We start from the raw sequence: 19,445 nt of genomic DNA, 5'->3' as shown, positions 1-19,445 counted from the left end.
GTTTGTATTTCGCTATGTGGGCTTAATAGACTACCTTTCAGTTCATCGCAAACAGTTCGCAGAACGGAAAACTAAAACCATTTCTTACCTTCTCTCTACTTTCTGCAACCCGCTTCCGACAAAATTTTTATTTATGCAATTTTCAAAAGAAGATCTCAAAGGCTATTACAAGTGGGCCATTGAAGACCGAAGTTTACTTTTTACAGGATCGCCAACACGCAGATTATTCGACCGCTGGAACGGTAACCAGGTATTGTTCATCATTAACTCTATAGCTGCATTATCTGACTCATTTACAATTGAAGATGGGCAAAAACTGGAAGACCTTCTGATCAATCATCTCCCCGTTAACATCAACAGCGAAAAATCGGTATTTAACTGGCTCCAAACTGAGGCTGTATCCTCTTGACGCTATTGTAGTAAGGTGCGGTTTTGTCAATATGATTTTCACATCTCATTATCGTCAGGGTATTTTAGAGCATCACTAAGGGTTTCTGTATATTTTCCGGTTTTGATAGCTCATATGTTAGAAATAGCAAATATTACTTACTAATTTTCTTAGAGGCCTTTGCTATTTTTATCCAATATCCTAAACACCCAACCATGAAAACCAATTGCAAACCGTTTGTGTTGCTTCTGCTAACCTCTCTTCTATTACACAATACCGGCAAAACTCAATGTGATGTTTCAGATGTAAAAAATCCCGCTTCCGTAATCAATAACAATTCTACCGGCAGCTTTGATTGGGATAACGCAACACATGTTTACTCTTCCAATAATACACATGCTTCTGCAGGGTTTCTCTTAGGAGTTCTTGCTACAGTTCATTCAAACTTTATGATGTTGGACGATTTTGATATGTCCATTCCGGCTGCTGTAACAATTTGCGGTATTGAAGTAAGGCTTGAGCGAAAGGCCAGCGGACTTGGTTTGTTAGGAGCATCTGTTCGTGACCACTCTGTAATGCTTGTAAAAAATGGCGGCATTGTTGGCAACAATAAAGCAAATACATCAACAAACTGGACGGGTTCTGACCAAACAATCACATACGGGAGCTCATCCGATCTATGGGGAACATCCTGGACATCGGCAGATATAAACGGTGAAAATTTCGGCTTTGCATTTTCTGCTGAATTGAAAAGTGGTTTGGCTGGTTTGTTTTTATCGGCTGATGTTGACAACGTAAGAATTACTGTTTATTACCAACACATCATATTACCAATGGCAATTCACAATTTTAAAGTTGTAAAAAAGGGTACTACAAGTTTGTTAAGTTGGGATGTAAAAGATGAAGCCGGCAATACAACATTTTATATTGAACGATCGTCCGATCAGCGAAGCTGGATAACCATTGACAGTGTTTCTGCGGTGAAAAATAACAATGCCATTCATTCATTCAACTTTATTGATAAAAAACCACTTGAGCATGTAAATTTTTACAGACTCAAACAAATTGACACCGATGGCAAACATCATTATTCTGCTATCGACCGTGTTACACACTTTCTGAATCAAAATGAGTTAACAGTAAGCATCCAACCAGGATCAAAAACACTTGAACTCTGGAGTCCTTACCCAATTGAACGTTGCATTGTTTATCATACGTCTGGGAAAACTGTCGGCACTTTTATTAACCAGCATGTCGGCAATAAAATGCTGATCTCAACCGAAAAATTACCGGAAGGTCTCTTTGTTTTTCAGGCGTCATCTAACAATCAACGACACTCGAAACAAATTCTGATACGAAAATAAGAAATTAATAAGGCTCATTACAAATACTGAGTATATAGAAGATCGTTACGGTTATTTATTTATACAGGCTCACTATTGATTTGAAACAATGCTGCTTTTTGTTTTTAAAACTAAATGCCGAAAATAAGTCATTGCACTAATTATTCTTCCTGCAAGAATGCCCCACTCTGCTTGTCCATAATAATTCCATTTTTTATTCCTGAAATAATTGCTTAAATTACTGGTAGAAACGGTTTCATACAGCACTTGTGTAACTGCAGATGATGAGGATTGACGATGAATCAGACAGGCAAACCTTCTTCACTCAATAAAAACTTCTGTTATGAAACAGTACCACATCGTTGCCCGATTAGCAATCTATTTGCTGTCGGTTGTTTTGATCGCTTTCGGGATTTTTCATTTCAAAAATCCTTACGATTTACTTGTGTATGTTCCGGACTTTTTGCCCGGCGGAATTCTTTGGGTCTATATCGTAGGCGGGGCATTCATTCTTGCCGGCATTTCGTTTCTCTTCAACAAGTTTGTAAAGCTTACAGGCTATTTACTCGCTGCAATGCTGGTGATCTTGATCCTCACCGTTCATTTACCAAATTCAATGAATGCAGGTGCCAAAGAGATGCGGCAATTTGCATGGATGAATGTGTTGAAAGATACCGCCATCGTTGGGTTTGCACTACTGATCGCATCCGGTGCACATCATCAGAAATTGCACCTTGAAGAAAGTGATTGATTAAAATTCATTGATCTATCCATTTAAAGGTGCTGCAGTTTTTATTTGATCACATGATCGAAACAAAAACTGTTGACGGTCTAGTATTAATTCTGGCAATTTATATGTAAATAATTTGCCCAGCTTTTAGTATGATGAAGGAAAAACAGGCAGTTCCTTAATGCTGAAGAGTTTGCTTTCCTGTTTCGTCCATGCATAGCTGTATGAACCATTACTGATCACCAGATAAGGAACGGGCACAGACATATTATACCGGATGATTTGTTCTAACACTTTTTCCGTCAGCTCCACATCCATTGCTTTACACTCGATCATCATCCATGGTTGGTGATCACGATCATAGATCAGCATATCGAACCGTTTTTTTAATTCACCCAATGCAATTTCTTTTTCGATACCAATGAAAGCGGCCGGGTACTTTTTCTCCTGCAACAAGTATTGAAGAAAATTCTGCCGAACCCATTCTTCAGGAGTCAATCGTACCCATTGCTTACGCAGGTCATCAAAAATCACTTCCTTACCATTCTCCTCTTTAATTCGAAATGAAGGCGCAGGAAAATCAACTTTTATCATTGCTCAAAAGTAAATGATTAATTTAGCAGAATTTAATTGTAAAAAAGATGAAAACAAAAGAAGACATCGTTAAGAACTGGCTGCCACGCTACACGGGGAAAAAACTGGATGAGTTTGGTAAGTATATACTACTCACCAACTTCAGCAATTATGTAAACATGTTTGCAGAGTGGAACAATGTTGAAGTTGTTGGAAAAGACAAACCCATGCAATGTGCAACTGCAGAAGGAATAACGATCATCAACTTTGGAATGGGAAGTGCCACTGCTGCAACAGTAATGGATCTGCTATCGGCCATTCAACCAAAAGCCGTTTTATTCCTGGGCAAATGCGGCGGACTAAAACATAAAAACAAAATTGGCGATCTCATTCTCCCCATCGCCGCTGTAAGAGGCGAAGGTACCAGCAAGGATTATTTCCCATCTGAAGTGCCGGCTTTACCTTCATTCGCTTTGCAGAAGGCAGTATCAACCACCATCCGTGATTATGATAGTGATTACTGGACCGGAACCGTTTACACAACCAACCGTCGTGTATGGGAGCATGATATAGAATTTAAGGCATACCTCGAAAAGATTCGTGTGATGGCAATTGATATGGAAACAGCGACCATTTTTACAGTTGGTTTTTTCAACCATATTCCTACCGGTGCTCTGTTACTGGTAAGTGATAGCCCCATGACACCTGAAGGTGTAAAAACTGAAGAAAGCGATAAAAAAGTAACCTCACACTTTGTTGAAAATCATATTAAGATCGGCATTGATTCATTGAAACAATTGATCAACAACGGCAACACCGTTAAACATCTTCGTTTTGAAGAACAATGATGGATCTGCTTCAAATAAAAGATCTTGAAGTAAACTTCAAAACAGAGGAGGGTTTTGTTAAGGCCATACATTGTATTTCATTTGGTGTTGGCAAAGGAGAAACGGTTGCAGTAGTGGGCGAAAGCGGTTCAGGCAAATCTGTTACTGCATTGTCTGCTTTGAAATTGATACCGCAACCTCCTGCTTCTTATCCCAATGGAAGCATTCATTTCACCAGAAAAGACGGAACTACTATTGATCTGCTCAACGCTTCCGCAAAGGAAATGCAACATATTCGTGGTAATGAAATTGCCATGATCTTCCAGGAACCAATGAGTTCACTCAATCCTGTTTTTACTTGCGGCATGCAAGTGATGGAAGCTATTCAATTGCATCAAAAAGTAAATAAAGAAGAAGCGGCCAAACGAACACTTCAATTATTTGAAAAAGTAAAGTTACCCAACCCGGCGGCTATGCTTAGCCGTTATCCGCATCAATTAAGTGGTGGACAAAAGCAACGGGTGATGATCGCTATGGCCATGAGTTGTAATCCATCACTCTTAATTGCGGATGAACCAACTACGGCATTGGATGTAACGGTGCAAAATACCATCCTTCAACTCATAAAAGAATTGCAGCAGGAAACCGGCATGGGTGTGTTGTTTATTACCCATGATCTTGGTGTGGTGCATGATATTGCTGATAAAATTGTGGTGATGTACAAAGGACAAATTGTTGAGCAAGGCTCTGTAAGAGATATTTTCAATAACCCGCAACATCCTTACACAAAAGCTTTACTTGCTTGCCGGCCTGCACTTCATCCAAAAGGAAAACGTTTGCCGGTGGTGAGTGATTTTATGGAAGTGGGAAATGGAAAATTGAAAGTGGAAAGTATAGCCGGTAGTCATGAGCCGAAAGTGGAGAGTGAAAAGCCCAAAACCTTAATTCCTAATTCCCAAACTCCCCTTCTTCAAATTCAAAACCTGAACGTTTGGTTTCCGGAACAGAAGAAACTGTTTGGCAAATCCTCTTCTTACATTAAAGCAGTGAACAATGTAAGTTTTGATGTGTACAATGGTGAAACGCTGGGACTTGTTGGCGAAAGCGGTTGCGGCAAAACAACACTCGGCAGAGCATTGCTTCGCTTGGTTGATGCAACATCGGGCAGCATTTTACTGAATGGTGAAAACATCCTCAGCAAATCTTCTGCTGTATTCAAACAACAACGCAAAGACTTGCAGATCGTTTTCCAGGATCCATATTCGTCTTTGAATCCACGTATCAGCATCGGTGATGCCATTGCAGAACCAATGCTGGTGCATCAACTTCAACCCTCCCAAAAGAAAGCGAAAGAAAAAGTGATGGAGCTTCTGGAGAAAGTAAATCTAACTACCGATCACTTCAACCGATACCCCCATGAGTTCAGCGGCGGGCAACGCCAGCGGATCGTTATTGCAAGAGCATTGGCCTTGCATCCATCGTTTATAGTTTGGGATGAATCAGTTTCGGCATTGGACGTAAGTGTACAGGCGCAGGTGCTGAACCTGCTCAACGATCTGAAGCAGGAATTCAACTTCACGTCCATCTTTATTTCGCATGATCTTTCGGTGGTGCGTTATATCTGCGACCGAATTATTGTTATGAATAGAGGTCAGATCGAAGAAATGGGTACATCTGAAGAAGTTTATTTCAACCCCAAATCAGATTATACCCGTCAATTGCTGTCAGCGATTCCCGGCCAGGCTTTACAATCCTAAACTTGATGAATAAGTTCGCAACGATCAGCTAATAGCTTGCAGCTTTGTTTGTGGATAAAATTCCCCGATTTTCGCCTAAATTCCTTACCTTCGCACGCATTAAAAAGTAACAGGTTCAAACCCGGTGCCGTAAGACGGGGTTTGGAGAGTCACTCCCGAATACTCACCTCAACGCTGCGTTTGCACCCGTTACTAAAATTATAAAACGCAGTATGAAGTTATCACAGTTTACGTTCGACCTACCCCTCAATCTCATTGCCCAGAATCCTACAAAAAAACGTGAAGACAGCCGTTTGATGGTGGTTCACCGCAAAACCGGACAAATCGAAAACCGCCAGTTCCGTGACATCATGGAATACTTCGACGACAAAGATGTTTTTGTAGTTAACAACACCAAAGTATTTCCTGCCCGTATGTATGGCCGCAAGGAAAAGACAGGTGCTAAAATTGAAGTGTTTCTTCTCCGTGAATTAAATAAGCAAAACCGTTTGTGGGATGTGATCGTTGATCCCGCAAGAAAGATACGTGTTGGTAACAAATTATATTTCGGTGAAACAGAAGATCTGGTTGCTGAAGTAATTGACAACACTACTTCACGTGGACGTACCATTCGTTTCTTGTTTGATGGTACTGATGAAGAGTTCCGCACTGTATTGTATGCGATGGGGGAAACACCACTTCCAAAATATATTAAGCGTAAGCCGGATGATGAAGATCGTGAGCGTTACCAAACTGTGTTTGCAAAACACGAAGGTGCGGTTGCAGCTCCTACGGCGGGTATGCACTTTAGCCAGGAGTTGATCAAACGTTTGGAAATTCAAGGTATCCGTTTTGCAGAAGTAACACTGCACACGGGTTTAGGAACGTTCCGTCCAATTGAAGTAGAAGATTTGAGCAAACATAAAATGGATGCAGAGTATTATAAGATCGATGATTTTTCCTGCAAAATTGTAAACAAAGCAAAAGAAGGAAAAAACCGCATCTGTTCTGTGGGCACCACTACAATGCGTGCATTGGAAACATCCTTTACTGCACAGCAATTATTAAAACCAAGTGAAGGCTGGACGAATATTTTTATTCACCCTCCTTACAATTTTAATATTGCCGATTCATTGGTAACCAACTTCCACTTGCCGAAAACAAGTTTGTTGATCATGACCTGTGCATTTGCCGGTTACGATCTTACAATGGAAGCGTACAAAAAAGCAATTAAAGACAAATACCGTTTCTTCAGTTATGGAGATGCGATGTTGGTGATCTAACTCATACAATCCCTCTCCCAACCGAGAGGGATTTTTTCTGGCCACAAAGACTCAAAGAATTTCCTTTGTGCATTTTGTGCCTTAGGGCCTTTGTGGTAAAAATATTTTTACATGAACAGCAAAACAGCAAAAGAATCGTTTATCATAATGACCGAGTTGGTACTCCCGAACGATACCAATGTATTTGGCAACCTCATGGGCGGTCGTTTAATGTATTGGATGGACATTGCCTCGGCATTGGCTGCAGGCAAACATTGTAACTCACCTGTAGTTACAGCCAGTGTTGATAATATTTCATTTGAGAACCCGATCAAGTTGGGCAACGTTGTACACATTGAAGCAAAAGTTACAAGAGCATTTAATAGTTCAATGGAAGTGCACATGAAAGTGTGGGGTGAAGATACCGTGCAGCAATACCGTTACAAAAGCAATGAAGCGTATTATACATTCGTAGCACTCGATCCCAACCGCCGACCAAAACCCGTTCCGCAGTTAATTCCCGAAACAGAAGAAGAAGTAAAATTATTTGACGGTGCATTACGCCGCCGTCAATTGCGTTTGATCCTTGGCGGAAAAATGAAACCGAATGATGCAGCGGAGTTGAAGGCGTTGTTTGTGGATTAGCCGTTCGCTACTCCGGCTCATAATCTTCCGGCAACATATTGGCCAATCGTTCAAAGGCCCACATCCCATCATTGTAAGCAGCCATAGGTGTAAGTAACCTTCCACGGTAGTCAACAAGAATAGGTGGTTGAAAAGGGTGTAGACCGGCGACAGTTCCATCTCTTGGCTGGCCGCCCACAATTCTGTTCTTTGTAATATCCTGCTTCAGTGCTGTGTTTTTTGCATATAATACACGCAGGCGATCGGCTGTTTTAATTTCATAGATCGTATAACCTGAGTCGCTGTAAACACGCAACAAACTGTCTTCGGTAACCGGCACTGCAATATCAATACTGTTGCTTCCTCCGAGGTTGAGTGTAATGTTTTGCGGAATCCCTCCTTCCCGTTTCATTTCCTTCCTGTAAATATTCTGTACTGTAAACTGTTCTTCCTTTAGTTTACGCTGTACCAAGCTGCGGTAAAAATGCATCGTACTTCCTGCATATGCTTCCTTTCTTCTTTTTGCCCACCGGCGTTTATTTTCGCCTTCGCCATTTTTGTCTACAAAACGGGTATAGCCAAAAAACCGTGACTCTCCTGTTGCACTGTTAAAATAAAATTCAACCAGGTCGAAATAGATCATGTATCCAAGTTCAGGGTTGTCAACAACAAGCGTTGTATCGCAATAGGCAACTAATTCGTTCTTGTTAGGTGTAGCTGCAAACTGTACATCTTTCAAATTTTTCACCTTTGACCGGTTTGCCGCATTGGTTTCACCCAATAAATTTTTTCGAAAAATTTCAAGGTATCGTACCCGTGTTGCTTCTGGCAAAATCAGCAACTCACGCATTTCTTCTTCACGCCGGGTCATTCGGAAAGTGATTTTCATTGAAGCGTTACGGATATCGGCAATGTAGAGTAATCGTTCGTACCCTACAAAAGAAGTAACAACCTCATAGGTACCTGGCGCAAAAGGTCCCAGTTGAAATTCCCCTGCGCTGTTTGTAACGGTACCGGTTGTGGAATTATTGATGAACACACTTGCATTGGCAAGAGGCACGCTCGTTTCGTTATCAATTACGATGCCTTTGATATAAAACGACTGTGCAACTAAATTGCTTTGTGCTAAGAGAAAGATGATGATAAGTTTATAAACAATATGCATTCCCAGACTAAAATTAAATATTCATCTGCTAATGACCATGTTCATGATGGTCTGGATGAAAATTTGCACCACAATGCGGACAATGAACCGTTTTCTTTCCACGCATATGTTGCACCTCTTCTAAAAAACCTGCTGTAATTATCCCGGCAGGTAAAGCGAAAATAGCAACACCACTCAGCATTATAACGCCGGTCATTATTTTTCCGATGATCGTAACCGGTATCATATCGCCATAACCAACAGTGGTGAGGGTTACAATTGCATACCATAACGTTGCAGGAATACTGGAGAATACGGCAGGTTGAGCATTGTGTTCTGCAAAATACATCACACTCGAAGCAATGATGATCAGTATAAGAATAAGCACAACGCTTAACTTCAGATCACTTGCTCTTTTTACAAATACATTGCGGATCATTTTTGCAGATTTCATATACGCTGTTAGCCGGAACAAACGCAAAAATCGAAGTAACCGCAACATTCGTAAAACACGTAGGTCAAGCCCTACCACCACATGCACATAAAAAGGGAGAATGGCCAACAGATCAATCAATCCTTCATACGAAAACATATATTTTAACCGCCCAAAAAATGTATGACTGTAACGGGGATCATGATCACAACTCCACACCCGTAACACATACTCAATGGTAAAAATGATGACTGAAATAAGATCGAAGTAATAAAAAAATGTGAGATACCTGTCGTGGATCCACGGAACTGTTTCAAGAATTACAACCAATACATTTGAAATGATCAGAAAAATAATGAACGCATTGATGATCTTATCCCATTTCGTTTCGCCCAGTTCAGGGTGAAGAAGGATGTGTACTTTCTTTCTGGTTGAGTGATACATGCAGTAGCTTTGGCGGTGGTTTAAAGTTAGGGAATAATACAAGCACTGCAACAGCCGGTGCAACAGCTTCAACGAAAATAAAAAAGGATGAATAATTATTCATCCTTTTTTAAAAACGATCTGTTACAGCAAGCAATCTTATTTATCAATTACGCTCATAAGGTGATGTTTCCCTTTGAGCATGTATTTTTTACTTTGTTCAATGCCATCCATTACCTGATCCAGAATATCTTCAACAGGCGCATTGTAATCAATGTTTAACGGCTCCTTGATGGTAACCGACAAAATACTTCCTCTCTTCTTAAACTTCAATCCCTTTTTATTGAATGCACGCCAGAATCCATTGATCACAATTGGTACAACAATGGGTTGGTTTTGTTTGATGATGTAAGCCGTTCCTTTACGGCCGGGCGCAAACGGTTTTGTTGTTCCCTGCGGGAAAGTGATCACCCAACTATCGTTCAATGCCCTTGCAATTTTTCGTGTGTCGCCGGGATCTAATCCACGTTGTACTTCTTTTCCCTCAGCCCTCCATGTACGCTTCACCGTGAGTGCGCCTGCACTGGCAAACAAACGTGTTAGCCATGTATCTTTCATGGTTTCGGCTGCGGCTACATAATAAATTTTTGTGATGGGGTTGAGCAAGTAATACGGTATACCAAGTCCTTTGTATCGGCCCCACTTCGCTGCAAAGAAAATATGCAGGAACGTGATCACATCCGCAAAATAAGTCTGGTGATTGCTTACAAACAATACATTCCGTTTGGGAAGATCTTTCAAACGTTCTGCGCCATGCACCTGGAGCTTATTAATAAGTGCGATGCCGGGGTAAGTAATAACACCAACAACACCGTACACAACACGACGCAACAAGTTGAACTCTTTTATTCGTTCTACTAAATTTGACATGGTTAAAGTTGATTGACACCTGTAAACAGGAGTTGCAAGATAACAATTTGGTAATACTGACAAACATTAATTTTGCGCTCATTTCAACCTGATTATATGAAAAAATCAGGCCTATTTTTGCAGCATGACTTATAGAGCCGTAATTTTTGATATGGATGGCTTACTCATTGACAGTGAGCCATTTTGGGAAGATGCAGGGAGCGAAACGCTACTACAGTTTGGTAAAAAATTGACAACCGCAGAATACCACAGCTCTACAGGCTTACGTACGGAAGAATGGATCGAACATTGGTTCCGTCATTTTGATCTTCCCATGCAGGATGCGCCAACTGCTGTTGACACGATCATTCAAAAAGCAATTGAAAAAATTGATGCAAATGCGGATGTGTTTGAAGGTGTAGATACCATCATCCATTTTTTCAAACAGCGGGGCTTTCAAATCGGACTGGCTACTTCTTCTCCCCTTTCGTTGGTAGATGTGGTGTTGAAAAAACTTGATCTGCAAAACAGTTTTGATGCAATTACATCGGCCGAAAAACTTCCGTTTGGGAAGCCACATCCGGAAGTATATCTCAATTGTGCCGCGGAGCTTGGTTTGAAAGGAATGGAATGTATTGCATTCGAAGATTCATTCAACGGTATGATCGCCGCCAAAGCAGCACGTATGAAATGCGTGGTTGTACCTGCAACGGCAGCATATGATCATCCGAAATGGAATGCAGCCGATTTGAAATTAAGATCGCTGATGGAATTTGATGAAGAGAAATTAAAGATGCTGTAGTTTCTTATTCAGAAAGATGATGCGTATTGAGCGTTTCACGTAACAGCCCCAACAGTTTTCGTTTATCAGCAAATCCAATAAACAAACCATCCGTTTGTACAACAGGTATCACCCATAAACCCGACAAATCAAACAGGCGCATGATCTTTTGAATATCATCTTTTACAGAAATCGTGTATTGTGGTTTTACCATGATATCAGCAATCACTGTTTTATCGAATACATCTTCTTTCAGCAAAATCGATTTCACATCATCAATATATACAAGCCCTGTTAAACGACGATCCTCATTCAACACCGGAAAAACCGTTTGATCAGTTACAAGGAATGCATCGGATAATTTACGAAACCGATCTTCTTTGCGCAATGCAATAAAATCTTTTTCAAAAATTGATTCGGGCCGGATGTTGTTGAGCAACACCAATTCCCGATCATCTACTTTAAATCCTTTCTGTGCCAGTTTTTCGGTGTAGATAGAATACGGTTCAAATGCCTTGCTGATAAAATAACTTACTGCTGCCACGATCATCAACGGTACAAACAATGTATAACCGCCTGTTACTTCTGCAATCAAAAAGATAGCAGTCAATGGTGCGTGCACAACACCACTGATGATACCGGCCATTCCTGCCGCAACAAAGTTCACCGTGAGTAATTCTTTCCAACCGGTGGTATTAAAAAAATGCGCAAAGCCAAACCCCGTAAATGCACCTGTAAATAAAGTGGGCGCAAAAATACCACCGTTACCACCGGCGTTAATTGTAATGGCAGAAGCAACTACTTTAAACAAAACAATGGCAATAACCACCAGCAGTAACACATACGGGTTTGTAACCCATTCACCATAAAATGTATTATCAAGCAGCTTACTTGTATCGCCGTTAAATAAGGCAGAAACAGTGGAATAGCCCTCGCCATACAACACAGGAAAAAAGAAAATCAACAAGCCTAACGTTAAACCGCCCGCAATTGCTTTGGGAAGTATAGTAGAAGAAGCTGCAAACTTTTTCTCTGTCCAGAAATACACACGCATAAAATAAACTGATACCAATCCACACAACCCACCCAGCAATAAGTAAAACGGGATAGCATCAATTTGCCACTCTTTTGTAAGCAGGTAAAACAAATGCTCATTGTACAATAACCTGGAGATAACCGCACCACTTGCTGATGCAATAAGAATGGGAATAAATGTTGGGATTGAAAATTCAGCAAGCAATACTTCCATTGCAAACAACACACCTGCAACAGGTGTATTAAACACGGCCGCAATTCCTGCTGCAGCACCGCACGCAAGCAATACAACACGCTCCTTCTGGCTAAGCAAAAATATACGTGCAATATTTGATCCCACTGCAGAACCTGTAATCACAATCGGCGCTTCCAGTCCAACCGATCCGCCAAACCCTACAGTAACAGCACTGGTAACCATATGGCTGTACATATTATCGGGTGGAATATTTCCATGACGCTTAGAGATCGACTGAATAATACCGCTGATACCTCTTCCGATCTTTCCCTTTCTGATCTTCTGTACATAAAATACAGTGATCAAAATACCAATGAGTGGTAACAAGTAATACAAGTATTGCCAATCGTGGCCTCTGAATAATTCACGCAACCAAAACTGAATTGCATGCACTGTTTTCTTCAGTGCCACAGCAACAAGCCCTACCGATACTCCAACAATAATACTGGAGATCAGAAGAAAATTTCGCTCACTGATGTGTGAGGCTCTGTAACGATTAATATTTCGAATAACCGACCTGATGGACATACTTGTCAGGCAAATTCAAGTAGTTCGCTAAAAGACGGAACAGTGATTTGCCTGTCGGCAAGGTAATTCAATAATTCGTTGGTTGAACAAAATGAAATACCAACACCCACATGTTTGATCATGCAGAGATCATTCTCACTATCACCAATGGCAATTGCATTGTTTATGTCGATCTTATAATGTTTGAGAATATGCTGCACTGCATTTGTTTTGCAGATGCTGTGTTTGCAAAGCGACTCCTGCGAATTAAACAGGAAAGAAGGAATTTTCACTTCACCGGTTGCTACACTCTTCGAAAATTCCAATTCGTTGGCTAACGAAAAATCAGCACCAATTTTTGTTTTTACATAATTCGTAACCACGTCATAACTATCGCTGATGATACCCACTACATAGCCACGATTTTTTAATTCCTTCACTACGTCTGCTACATCATCTACTGGCGGAATACTTTCAGCAACAGCAAGAATCTGAGATAAATTTAAACCCTTTAACAGCCGTGCTACATTTTTTGTTGTACTGGCTGTGTCAGAGCCACTTCCCCGGATATTGAGCAGATCTTTTTCAAAGCCATAAAGTTTTGCACAGGTATCGATAAAACGACCACGAAGAATTGTGTTGTCCATATCAAAAAGGGCGATCTTTTCAAGCCCCATTACGCTTTCACGAATGGCAAAATCCATTTGGTCACGTATTTCGGAAAACGACTGCAACTCTTCCAGATTTGCATTGGGTTTATTTTGCTGCATGGCTTTTTGAATAATAGCACGGGATACTTCTTTACTCATTTTACCCAATGCCTGCCATGGCTTACTTTTATTGTCGATGTATCCAATATTCACTTCTGTTATACGTGCCTTTTGCAAATACATATCAATGAGGATGCCGATGTCAACTCCGTAATCATCATAAAAATCAATTGTTTCAAAATACTTTTTACGACCGGCGATCATACCGCTGAGTGGCTGTTCAAATTCCGACAGATCAGGAAATAAAATATTCAGTAATGGCTTTGCAACAAGTTCGGTTACACGACCTGCATTGCGGCCAAATGTTGCTTTTACAAAATCATGTGTATCATTGATGATCGGATCGGTAAGATCACGAATTGTATTGGGTGGATAAGGATCAATATCACCATCCAGAAAAATTAAAATTTCATTTTTTGCACAGAGCATCCCTTCCTTCATGGATGCACCTTTTCCAAGCTTGGTACTGGTGATCACTTTTGCTCCTGCCGCTGTAGCTTTTGCAACTGTTTCATCAAATGATTTATCGTCTACCACCACTACTTCTGAAACATTTTCATTCTCAAACGCAAATTTGATTACATTTTCAATTGTTTCTGCCTCATTTAAAACGGGTATAATTACAGTTACCATACGAAAACTTTTTTGGTTAGAAATCGGGGTTATTTACAGCAGTTTACAAGGAGTACTGGCGAAAAAAGATTGTTCCCGCCGGGTATAGTGCAAGATGGATGCCACAAAAAATGGTTGCATCCTGAAAAAAGAAATACTTCACCGAAATTCTTCTAAATCAGTTGATATTCTTGTAAATAGAAAGATAGTACATAAAAAAAGGATACCTGTTAAGATATCCTTCCATTACTGATAAATAATAATTATTTAAACGCATTGATTCCGGTAACATCCATGCCTGTGATCAATAAATGAATATCATGTGTTCCCTCGTATGTAATTACACTTTCCAGGTTCATCATGTGGCGCATCACAGAATATTCTCCGGTAATACCCATACCACCCAGCATCTGTCGTGCGTCTCTGCAAATATTCGTCGCAATTTCGCAACTGTTACGCTTGGCCATACTCACTTGCTGTGGTGTAGCTCTTCCTTCACTCATCAACACACCCAAACGCCAATTCAATAATTGTGCTTTGGTTATTTCTGTGATCATCTCCGCCAACTTTTTTTGTTGCAATTGAAATCCTGCGATCGGCTTGTCGAATTGAATACGCTGTTTACTGTAACGCAATGCAGTATCGTAACAATCCATGGCAGCACCTAACACACCCCACGCAATACCATAACGTGCTTTACTTAAACAACCCAACGGACCTTTCAATCCTTTTACATTCGGTAAAATATTTTCTTTCGGCACTTTCACATTATCAAATACCAACTCACCGGTTGCACTTGCACGCAAACTCCATTTACCGTGCGTTGTTGGTGTAGAAAATCCTTCCATTCCTCTTTCTACAATTACGCCTCGCACTACACCCTCTTCGTCTTTTGCCCACACAACAGCTACTTGTGCAAACGGCGCATTACTGATCCACATTTTTGCGCCATTCAAAATCACATGATCACCTGCATCTTTTATATTCGTCAACATACTGCTTGGATCGCTACCATGATCTGGTTCTGTTAAACCAAAACAACCCAACCATTCGCCACTTGCAAGCTTGGGTAAATATTTATTCCGTTGCTCTTCGTTACCATACGCATAAATAGGATACATCACTAAACTTCCCTGCACACTAGCAGTTGAACGCACACCACTATCGCCACGTTCCAATTCCTGCATCATTAATCCATAACTGATATAATCCAAACCACCGCCACCATATTCAACGGGCACTGTTGGACCAAAGCAACCTAAGTCGCCCATTTGCTTTACGATCTGCACAGGAAATTCTGCTTTTTGTGCATACTCTTCAATGATAGGAGAAATTTCTTTTTTAACGTAAGCACGCACTGTATCACGAATCAACTTATGTTCTTCGGTCAACAATTCATCCACTAAAAAATAATCTGGGCTTTGAAAAAGGTCTTGTTTTACACTCATACCGGAAGCAATTTTTTGTTATCGTCTTTTGTGCTGCTATGTTACGTTCGTTGCGTCGCACTCTTGTACTTTATCTATTCTACTCAACCCCACCCCTTCCATCTTTTCTTCCACTCTAAGGACGGGAATCAGCTGGTCGCAAATGTACGAATGAGCGGCTGACAGAATAGAAAAAGTTGTACTTTTCTTGCCCTTAACAAACTTCCATGAAACAATTATTTTTTTGCTGCCTGTTGCTTGTATCGCTTACCGGGTTTGCCCAACAAAAGAATGAAACCCCAAAAGAAACCATTCAGCCATATTGGTTTGTGATGTTGCTAAAAGGTTCCAATCGTTCGCAGGATTCTGCCACAGCAGCAAAAATCCAGCAAGGACATATGGCAAATATGGCGAGATTACACAAAGAAGGAAAATTAAAAGTTGCCGGACCTTTTGGAGATGGTGGCGACTGGGTGGGGCTTTTTATTTTTGATGCGTCGGCACCGGGTTGTAAAACAAAAGAAGAGATCGAGTTATTGGTAAAAACAGATCCTGCAATTGTTGCCGGTCGTTTAACGTATGATATCCGGCCTTGGTGGACGATGGGTAGTGGTAGTTTTAAAACGGGGATTCCTGAAAATTAAATTCAAAGCAAGATGCATCAAGCATATTTTTCGATTTGAACTTCTGCAAAACATTTATCAGCCTTATGCAATTCCTAAACGCAATCGTTCTATTATTATTTCTAACCATTTCATGCAACAGCAGTAAGATGCCAACAAACACGTCACAAAAAACATATACCTATCTCGCTCTCGGTGATTCTTATACCATCGGCGAAAGTGTTCCGTCAGAAAAAAACTTTCCGCACCAGCTTGTTGCATTGTTGCAAAAAGAAAAAATAACGATCGATGACCCGGCAATCATTGCTAAAACCGGTTGGACGACCGATGAACTGCAGGAGCAATTAAGTCGGGTGCGATTAGCAGTGCCGTTTGATTTTGTTACACTATTGATTGGTGTAAACAATCAATACCGTGGCAGGAGTGAACAAGAATATGCACAACAATTTGAAGAATTGTTGCAACAGGCAATTGGTTATGCAGGTGACAAAGCAAACCATGTAATTGTATTAAGTATTCCTGATTGGGGCGTAACACCATTTGCAAAAGACCGTGACCGCAGTAAAATTGCAAAAGAGATCGATGCGTTTAATGCGATCAACGAAAAGATCAGCAAGCAGTACAATGTCCATTACATCAACATCACTCCTTTTACAAGAGAAGCCGCTACTGATTTAACATTGGTTACCGACGATGGACTGCATCCATCCGGAAAAGATTATGCACGCTGGGCGGTGAGAGTGAAAGAGGTGATGATGAAGGAGATGAAATGAACTGTCATCCCGAGGAACGAGGGATCTGCAGAGCACCTGTACAAAGCCCAACAGATTCCTCCTGCGTCGGAATGACAAAAACTTCAGCTTTATCTTTTCTGATGTTCTTGCTTACAAATAACTCTTCATCTCAACTTGATATTGCTCTGCAATGGCTTTTGCCTCTGTTGCAAAATCTTCTTTACCTGAAGCATAAATAACTGCACGGCTTGCATTCACAAGAAGCCCGCAATCGGCATTCATTGCCTTTTCTGAAATATCTTTTAAGCTTCCACCTTGTGCACCAACACCGGGAACCAATAAAAAATGATCAGGAATAATGCTGCGGATGTTTATAAATTCTTCGGGTTGTGTTGCCCCTACTACAAACATTAAATTATCAGGCGTACCCCATTTTGCAACTGTGCGCAACACACGTTCGTACAAAAACTCTGCACGTAAATGCTCTTCACCATTTTCGCTGATCAGTTGTTTCAATTCAAAATCATTTGCGCCTTTGTTGGATGTAAGTCCCAACACAATCGCCCACTTGCCTTCGTATTCTAAAAACGGACGCACACTATCTTCACCCATATATGGCGCAACAGTTACTGCATCAAAATTCATGGCTTCGAAAAAAGCCCGTGCATATTGTGAAGAGGTGTTACCGATATCGCCACGCTTGGCATCAGCAATTTTAAAATGAGTATCGGGAATATAATTGACAGTACGTTCCATCACCTCCCATCCTTTGACTCCCATAGCTTCGTAGAACGCAGTATTGATCTTGTAACTTACGCAATGTGGCAAGGTAGCATCAATGATGGCTTTATTGAATTCAAACATCGCATCGGGATGCGATTGTAAATGTTTCGGAATTTTAGTAAGATCGGTATCTAACCCAACACACAAATACGATTGCTTTTGATTGATCTGCTCAATAAGTTGCTGCCTTGTCATGCGGCGAAGATATAGAAAGATGCACGATGTAAGAAGTACGAGGCAGGTAACTAGAGTAATTTTAAGACGCTAAAATTTTCTTCAGCGCCTCCCCGAATTTCCACACTTCTTCAAACGTATTGTACAACGGAACCGGAGCCAAACGTATTACCGATGGTTCACGCCAGTCCACATAAAATCCCTGCTTCATCAATTCAGCATAAACTTCTTTCCCACGTTGCAGCATGTTCATGCTCACCTGGCAACCATGTTCGTTTTCATTGCGGGGCGTTATAAATTCAATGATGGGTTGCTTCTGCGAAGAGTTTACTTCATCAAGGATATACCACAAATATGCTGTGAGTAATTTTCGTTTTTGATTGATGTTTTGCCAACCGGCTTCTTCCACCACCTGTAGTGCAGCCAGATGCGATGCATACAACAGCATAGCCGGTGTGCCCAGTTGCCAACCTTCCGCCGATTGAATGGGCTTGAAGCCTTGCTCCATTTGAAAACGGGTGGCTTTTTCATAACCCCACCAACCTGCAAAACGTTGTATCGATGGATCGGTATGATAACGCTCATGCACATACGCTGCTGCCACAGCACCCGGACCAGAGTTGAGATATTTGTAATTACACCAGCACGCAAAGTCAACATTCCAGTCGTGCAGTTTTAATTCAATATTACCGGCAGCATGTGCCAGGTCGAATCCAACTTTCGCTCCGGCTTGCTTTGCCAGTTGCGTAATGGTTTGCATATCGAATACCTGACCGCTGTAATAATTGATGCCGCCAAATAATACCAATGCCAGTTCTTCCCTGTGTTGCACAATGATTTGTAACAGATCTTCATTGCGGATAGTATGTTCGCCGTCTCTTGGCTTTACTTCAATAATTGCATCAGCCGGATCGAATCCATGATGCTTTACATGCGTTTCCATCATGTACTGATCGCTGGGAAACGCTTTTGCTTCACAAAGAATTTTATAGCGTTTGCCCTGCGGACGATAAAAACTCACCAGCATCAAATGCAGATTTACACTGAGGTTATTCATCACCGTTACTTCATGCGGCAAACAACCAACAACTTTACTGAGCGGCGTTGTAAGTTGATCATGATAATCCATCCACGGTTCGTCAGCACCAAAAAACGCTTCTACGCCATGCGCTGCCCAATCGTTGAGGATTGTTTGCAGCCGGTCTTTTGTACGCTTTGGCTGCAAGCCAAGTGAATTACCAAGAAAATAGACTTTCTCTTTCCCGTTTGCAGAAGGAATAATAAACTGCTGACGAAAACTCTTTAACGGATCAACTGCATCCAGTTGTTGAGCGAAGGCAAGTGATGGTTGAAACTGCATAGCAACAAAGAA

19 protein-coding genes are annotated in these 19,445 nt (G+C 41.0%); 10 read left to right on the top strand and 9 right to left on the bottom strand.

Translation table 11 applies throughout. The features are described from left to right. Positions 1-133: 133 nt before the first annotated feature. The 3 genes from WG989_RS13295 to WG989_RS13285 all read left to right on the top strand — a co-directional run bounded on the left by WG989_RS13295 (position 134) and on the right by WG989_RS13285 (position 2,482). The gene (locus WG989_RS13295; protein ID WP_340430047.1) at positions 134-409 is read left to right on the top strand and encodes a hypothetical protein; all 276 of its coding nucleotides are present in this window, start codon (positions 134-136) and stop codon (positions 407-409) included. Between the two features lie 194 nt (positions 410-603). After that, positions 604-1,752, top strand: coding sequence for a hypothetical protein (locus WG989_RS13290; RefSeq protein WP_340430045.1), 1,149 nt, complete (start codon positions 604-606; stop codon positions 1,750-1,752). A 322-nt stretch (positions 1,753-2,074) separates the two neighbouring features. Then, positions 2,075-2,482, top strand: a complete 408-nt coding sequence (locus WG989_RS13285; RefSeq protein ID WP_340430044.1) for a DoxX-related protein — start codon at positions 2,075-2,077, stop codon at positions 2,480-2,482. Positions 2,483-2,608: 126 nt separating this feature from the next. On the opposite strand, the gene WG989_RS13280 is transcribed toward WG989_RS13285, so the two are convergent. Beyond that, a complete protein-coding gene (locus WG989_RS13280) occupies positions 2,609-3,055 on the bottom strand; it encodes a type I restriction enzyme HsdR N-terminal domain-containing protein (protein ID WP_340430043.1) in 447 nt (148 codons plus the stop codon). A 47-nt stretch (positions 3,056-3,102) separates the two neighbouring features. On the opposite strand from WG989_RS13280, the gene WG989_RS13275 reads away from it, so the two are divergent. From WG989_RS13275 to WG989_RS13260, 4 genes are all read left to right on the top strand, one after another. Next, the gene (locus tag WG989_RS13275) at positions 3,103-3,882 is read left to right on the top strand and encodes an AMP nucleosidase (RefSeq protein WP_340430042.1); all 780 of its coding nucleotides are present in this window, start codon (positions 3,103-3,105) and stop codon (positions 3,880-3,882) included. Further along, positions 3,879-5,618, top strand: a complete 1,740-nt coding sequence (locus tag WG989_RS13270) for an ABC transporter ATP-binding protein (protein WP_340430040.1) — start codon at positions 3,879-3,881, stop codon at positions 5,616-5,618. The genes WG989_RS13275 and WG989_RS13270 overlap by 4 nt, the downstream gene beginning before the upstream one ends. 212 nt (positions 5,619-5,830) lie before the next feature. Beyond that, positions 5,831-6,880 (top strand): tRNA preQ1(34) S-adenosylmethionine ribosyltransferase-isomerase QueA, encoded by a 1,050-nt coding sequence (gene queA, locus WG989_RS13265; RefSeq protein ID WP_340430038.1) that lies wholly within the window; start codon positions 5,831-5,833, stop codon positions 6,878-6,880. A 111-nt stretch (positions 6,881-6,991) separates the two neighbouring features. After that, positions 6,992-7,504, top strand: coding sequence for an acyl-CoA thioesterase (locus WG989_RS13260; RefSeq protein WP_340430036.1), 513 nt, complete (start codon positions 6,992-6,994; stop codon positions 7,502-7,504). Positions 7,505-7,511: 7 nt separating this feature from the next. Here WG989_RS13260 and WG989_RS13255 read toward each other — a convergent pair whose 3' ends face one another. From WG989_RS13255 to WG989_RS13245, 3 genes are all read right to left on the bottom strand, one after another. Beyond that, on the bottom strand, positions 7,512-8,648 hold the full coding sequence (locus tag WG989_RS13255; RefSeq protein ID WP_340430034.1) for a carboxypeptidase-like regulatory domain-containing protein: 1,137 nt from the start codon (positions 8,646-8,648) through the stop codon (positions 7,512-7,514). 28 nt (positions 8,649-8,676) lie between these two features. Beyond that, a complete protein-coding gene (locus tag WG989_RS13250; RefSeq protein ID WP_340430033.1) occupies positions 8,677-9,504 on the bottom strand; it encodes an ion transporter in 828 nt (275 codons plus the stop codon). Between the two features lie 138 nt (positions 9,505-9,642). Beyond that, positions 9,643-10,413 (bottom strand): lysophospholipid acyltransferase family protein, encoded by a 771-nt coding sequence (locus WG989_RS13245; protein ID WP_340430032.1) that lies wholly within the window; start codon positions 10,411-10,413, stop codon positions 9,643-9,645. Between the two features lie 124 nt (positions 10,414-10,537). On the opposite strand from WG989_RS13245, the gene hxpB reads away from it, so the two are divergent. Continuing rightward, on the top strand, positions 10,538-11,194 hold the full coding sequence (gene hxpB, locus WG989_RS13240) for a hexitol phosphatase HxpB (protein WP_340430030.1): 657 nt from the start codon (positions 10,538-10,540) through the stop codon (positions 11,192-11,194). A 4-nt stretch (positions 11,195-11,198) separates the two neighbouring features. Here the strand turns inward: hxpB and WG989_RS13235 are convergent, their stop codons facing one another. The 3 genes from WG989_RS13235 to WG989_RS13225 form a co-directional block, all read right to left on the bottom strand. Further along, positions 11,199-12,971 (bottom strand): chloride channel protein, encoded by a 1,773-nt coding sequence (locus WG989_RS13235; protein WP_340430029.1) that lies wholly within the window; start codon positions 12,969-12,971, stop codon positions 11,199-11,201. 5 nt (positions 12,972-12,976) lie between these two features. Next, complete coding sequence (locus WG989_RS13230) at positions 12,977-14,353, bottom strand: HAD-IB family phosphatase (RefSeq protein ID WP_340430027.1); 1,377 nt, start codon at positions 14,351-14,353, stop codon at positions 12,977-12,979. A 242-nt stretch (positions 14,354-14,595) separates the two neighbouring features. Continuing rightward, a complete protein-coding gene (locus WG989_RS13225) occupies positions 14,596-15,780 on the bottom strand; it encodes an acyl-CoA dehydrogenase family protein (protein WP_340430026.1) in 1,185 nt (394 codons plus the stop codon). A 206-nt stretch (positions 15,781-15,986) separates the two neighbouring features. On the opposite strand from WG989_RS13225, the gene WG989_RS13220 reads away from it, so the two are divergent. Then, positions 15,987-16,403 carry a YciI family protein gene (locus tag WG989_RS13220; protein ID WP_340430025.1) on the top strand — a complete coding sequence of 139 codons (417 nt, stop codon included), beginning with the start codon at positions 15,987-15,989 and terminating at the stop codon, positions 16,401-16,403. A 128-nt stretch (positions 16,404-16,531) separates the two neighbouring features. Then, positions 16,532-17,155, top strand: coding sequence for an SGNH/GDSL hydrolase family protein (locus WG989_RS13215; RefSeq protein WP_340430024.1), 624 nt, complete (start codon positions 16,532-16,534; stop codon positions 17,153-17,155). Positions 17,156-17,266: 111 nt separating this feature from the next. On the opposite strand, the gene pyrF is transcribed toward WG989_RS13215, so the two are convergent. Beyond that, positions 17,267-18,094, bottom strand: a complete 828-nt coding sequence (pyrF, locus tag WG989_RS13210) for an orotidine-5'-phosphate decarboxylase (protein ID WP_340430023.1) — start codon at positions 18,092-18,094, stop codon at positions 17,267-17,269. A gap of 61 nt (positions 18,095-18,155) precedes the next feature. Further along, positions 18,156-19,433, bottom strand: a complete 1,278-nt coding sequence (gene kynU, locus WG989_RS13205; protein WP_340430022.1) for a kynureninase — start codon at positions 19,431-19,433, stop codon at positions 18,156-18,158. Between the last annotated feature and the right edge of the window lie 12 nt (positions 19,434-19,445).

This window comes from Lacibacter sp. H407 (genome assembly GCF_037892605.1).
GTDB lineage: Bacteria > Bacteroidota > Bacteroidia > Chitinophagales > Chitinophagaceae > Lacibacter.
Note: the sequence above shows the minus strand (reverse complement) of the source record. Positions and strands in the feature narration are given on the sequence as shown.

Bases quoted from the DNA above. Each gene is read 5' to 3' on its own strand.
- WG989_RS13225 (WP_340430026.1), bottom strand. From the start codon at position 15,780: ATGAGTGTAAAACAAGACCTTTTTCAAAGCCCAGATTATTTTTTAGTG.
- WG989_RS13290 (WP_340430045.1), top strand. From the start codon at position 604: ATGAAAACCAATTGCAAACCGTTTGTGTTGCTTCTGCTAACCTCTCTT.
- WG989_RS13245 (WP_340430032.1), bottom strand. From the start codon at position 10,413: ATGTCAAATTTAGTAGAACGAATAAAAGAGTTCAACTTGTTGCGTCGT.
- WG989_RS13270 (WP_340430040.1), top strand. From the start codon at position 3,879: ATGATGGATCTGCTTCAAATAAAAGATCTTGAAGTAAACTTCAAAACA.
- WG989_RS13275 (WP_340430042.1), top strand. From the start codon at position 3,103: ATGAAAACAAAAGAAGACATCGTTAAGAACTGGCTGCCACGCTACACG.
- kynU (WP_340430022.1), bottom strand. From the start codon at position 19,433: ATGCAGTTTCAACCATCACTTGCCTTCGCTCAACAACTGGATGCAGTT.
- hxpB (WP_340430030.1), top strand. From the start codon at position 10,538: ATGACTTATAGAGCCGTAATTTTTGATATGGATGGCTTACTCATTGAC.
- WG989_RS13215 (WP_340430024.1), top strand. From the start codon at position 16,532: ATGCCAACAAACACGTCACAAAAAACATATACCTATCTCGCTCTCGGT.
- queA (WP_340430038.1), top strand. From the start codon at position 5,831: ATGAAGTTATCACAGTTTACGTTCGACCTACCCCTCAATCTCATTGCC.
- WG989_RS13255 (WP_340430034.1), bottom strand. From the start codon at position 8,648: ATGCATATTGTTTATAAACTTATCATCATCTTTCTCTTAGCACAAAGC.
- WG989_RS13280 (WP_340430043.1), bottom strand. From the start codon at position 3,055: ATGATAAAAGTTGATTTTCCTGCGCCTTCATTTCGAATTAAAGAGGAG.
- WG989_RS13250 (WP_340430033.1), bottom strand. From the start codon at position 9,504: ATGTATCACTCAACCAGAAAGAAAGTACACATCCTTCTTCACCCTGAA.
- pyrF (WP_340430023.1), bottom strand. From the start codon at position 18,094: ATGACAAGGCAGCAACTTATTGAGCAGATCAATCAAAAGCAATCGTAT.
- WG989_RS13285 (WP_340430044.1), top strand. From the start codon at position 2,075: ATGAAACAGTACCACATCGTTGCCCGATTAGCAATCTATTTGCTGTCG.
- WG989_RS13260 (WP_340430036.1), top strand. From the start codon at position 6,992: ATGAACAGCAAAACAGCAAAAGAATCGTTTATCATAATGACCGAGTTG.
- WG989_RS13235 (WP_340430029.1), bottom strand. From the start codon at position 12,971: ATGTCCATCAGGTCGGTTATTCGAAATATTAATCGTTACAGAGCCTCA.
- WG989_RS13220 (WP_340430025.1), top strand. From the start codon at position 15,987: ATGAAACAATTATTTTTTTGCTGCCTGTTGCTTGTATCGCTTACCGGG.
- WG989_RS13295 (WP_340430047.1), top strand. From the start codon at position 134: ATGCAATTTTCAAAAGAAGATCTCAAAGGCTATTACAAGTGGGCCATT.
- WG989_RS13230 (WP_340430027.1), bottom strand. From the start codon at position 14,353: ATGGTAACTGTAATTATACCCGTTTTAAATGAGGCAGAAACAATTGAA.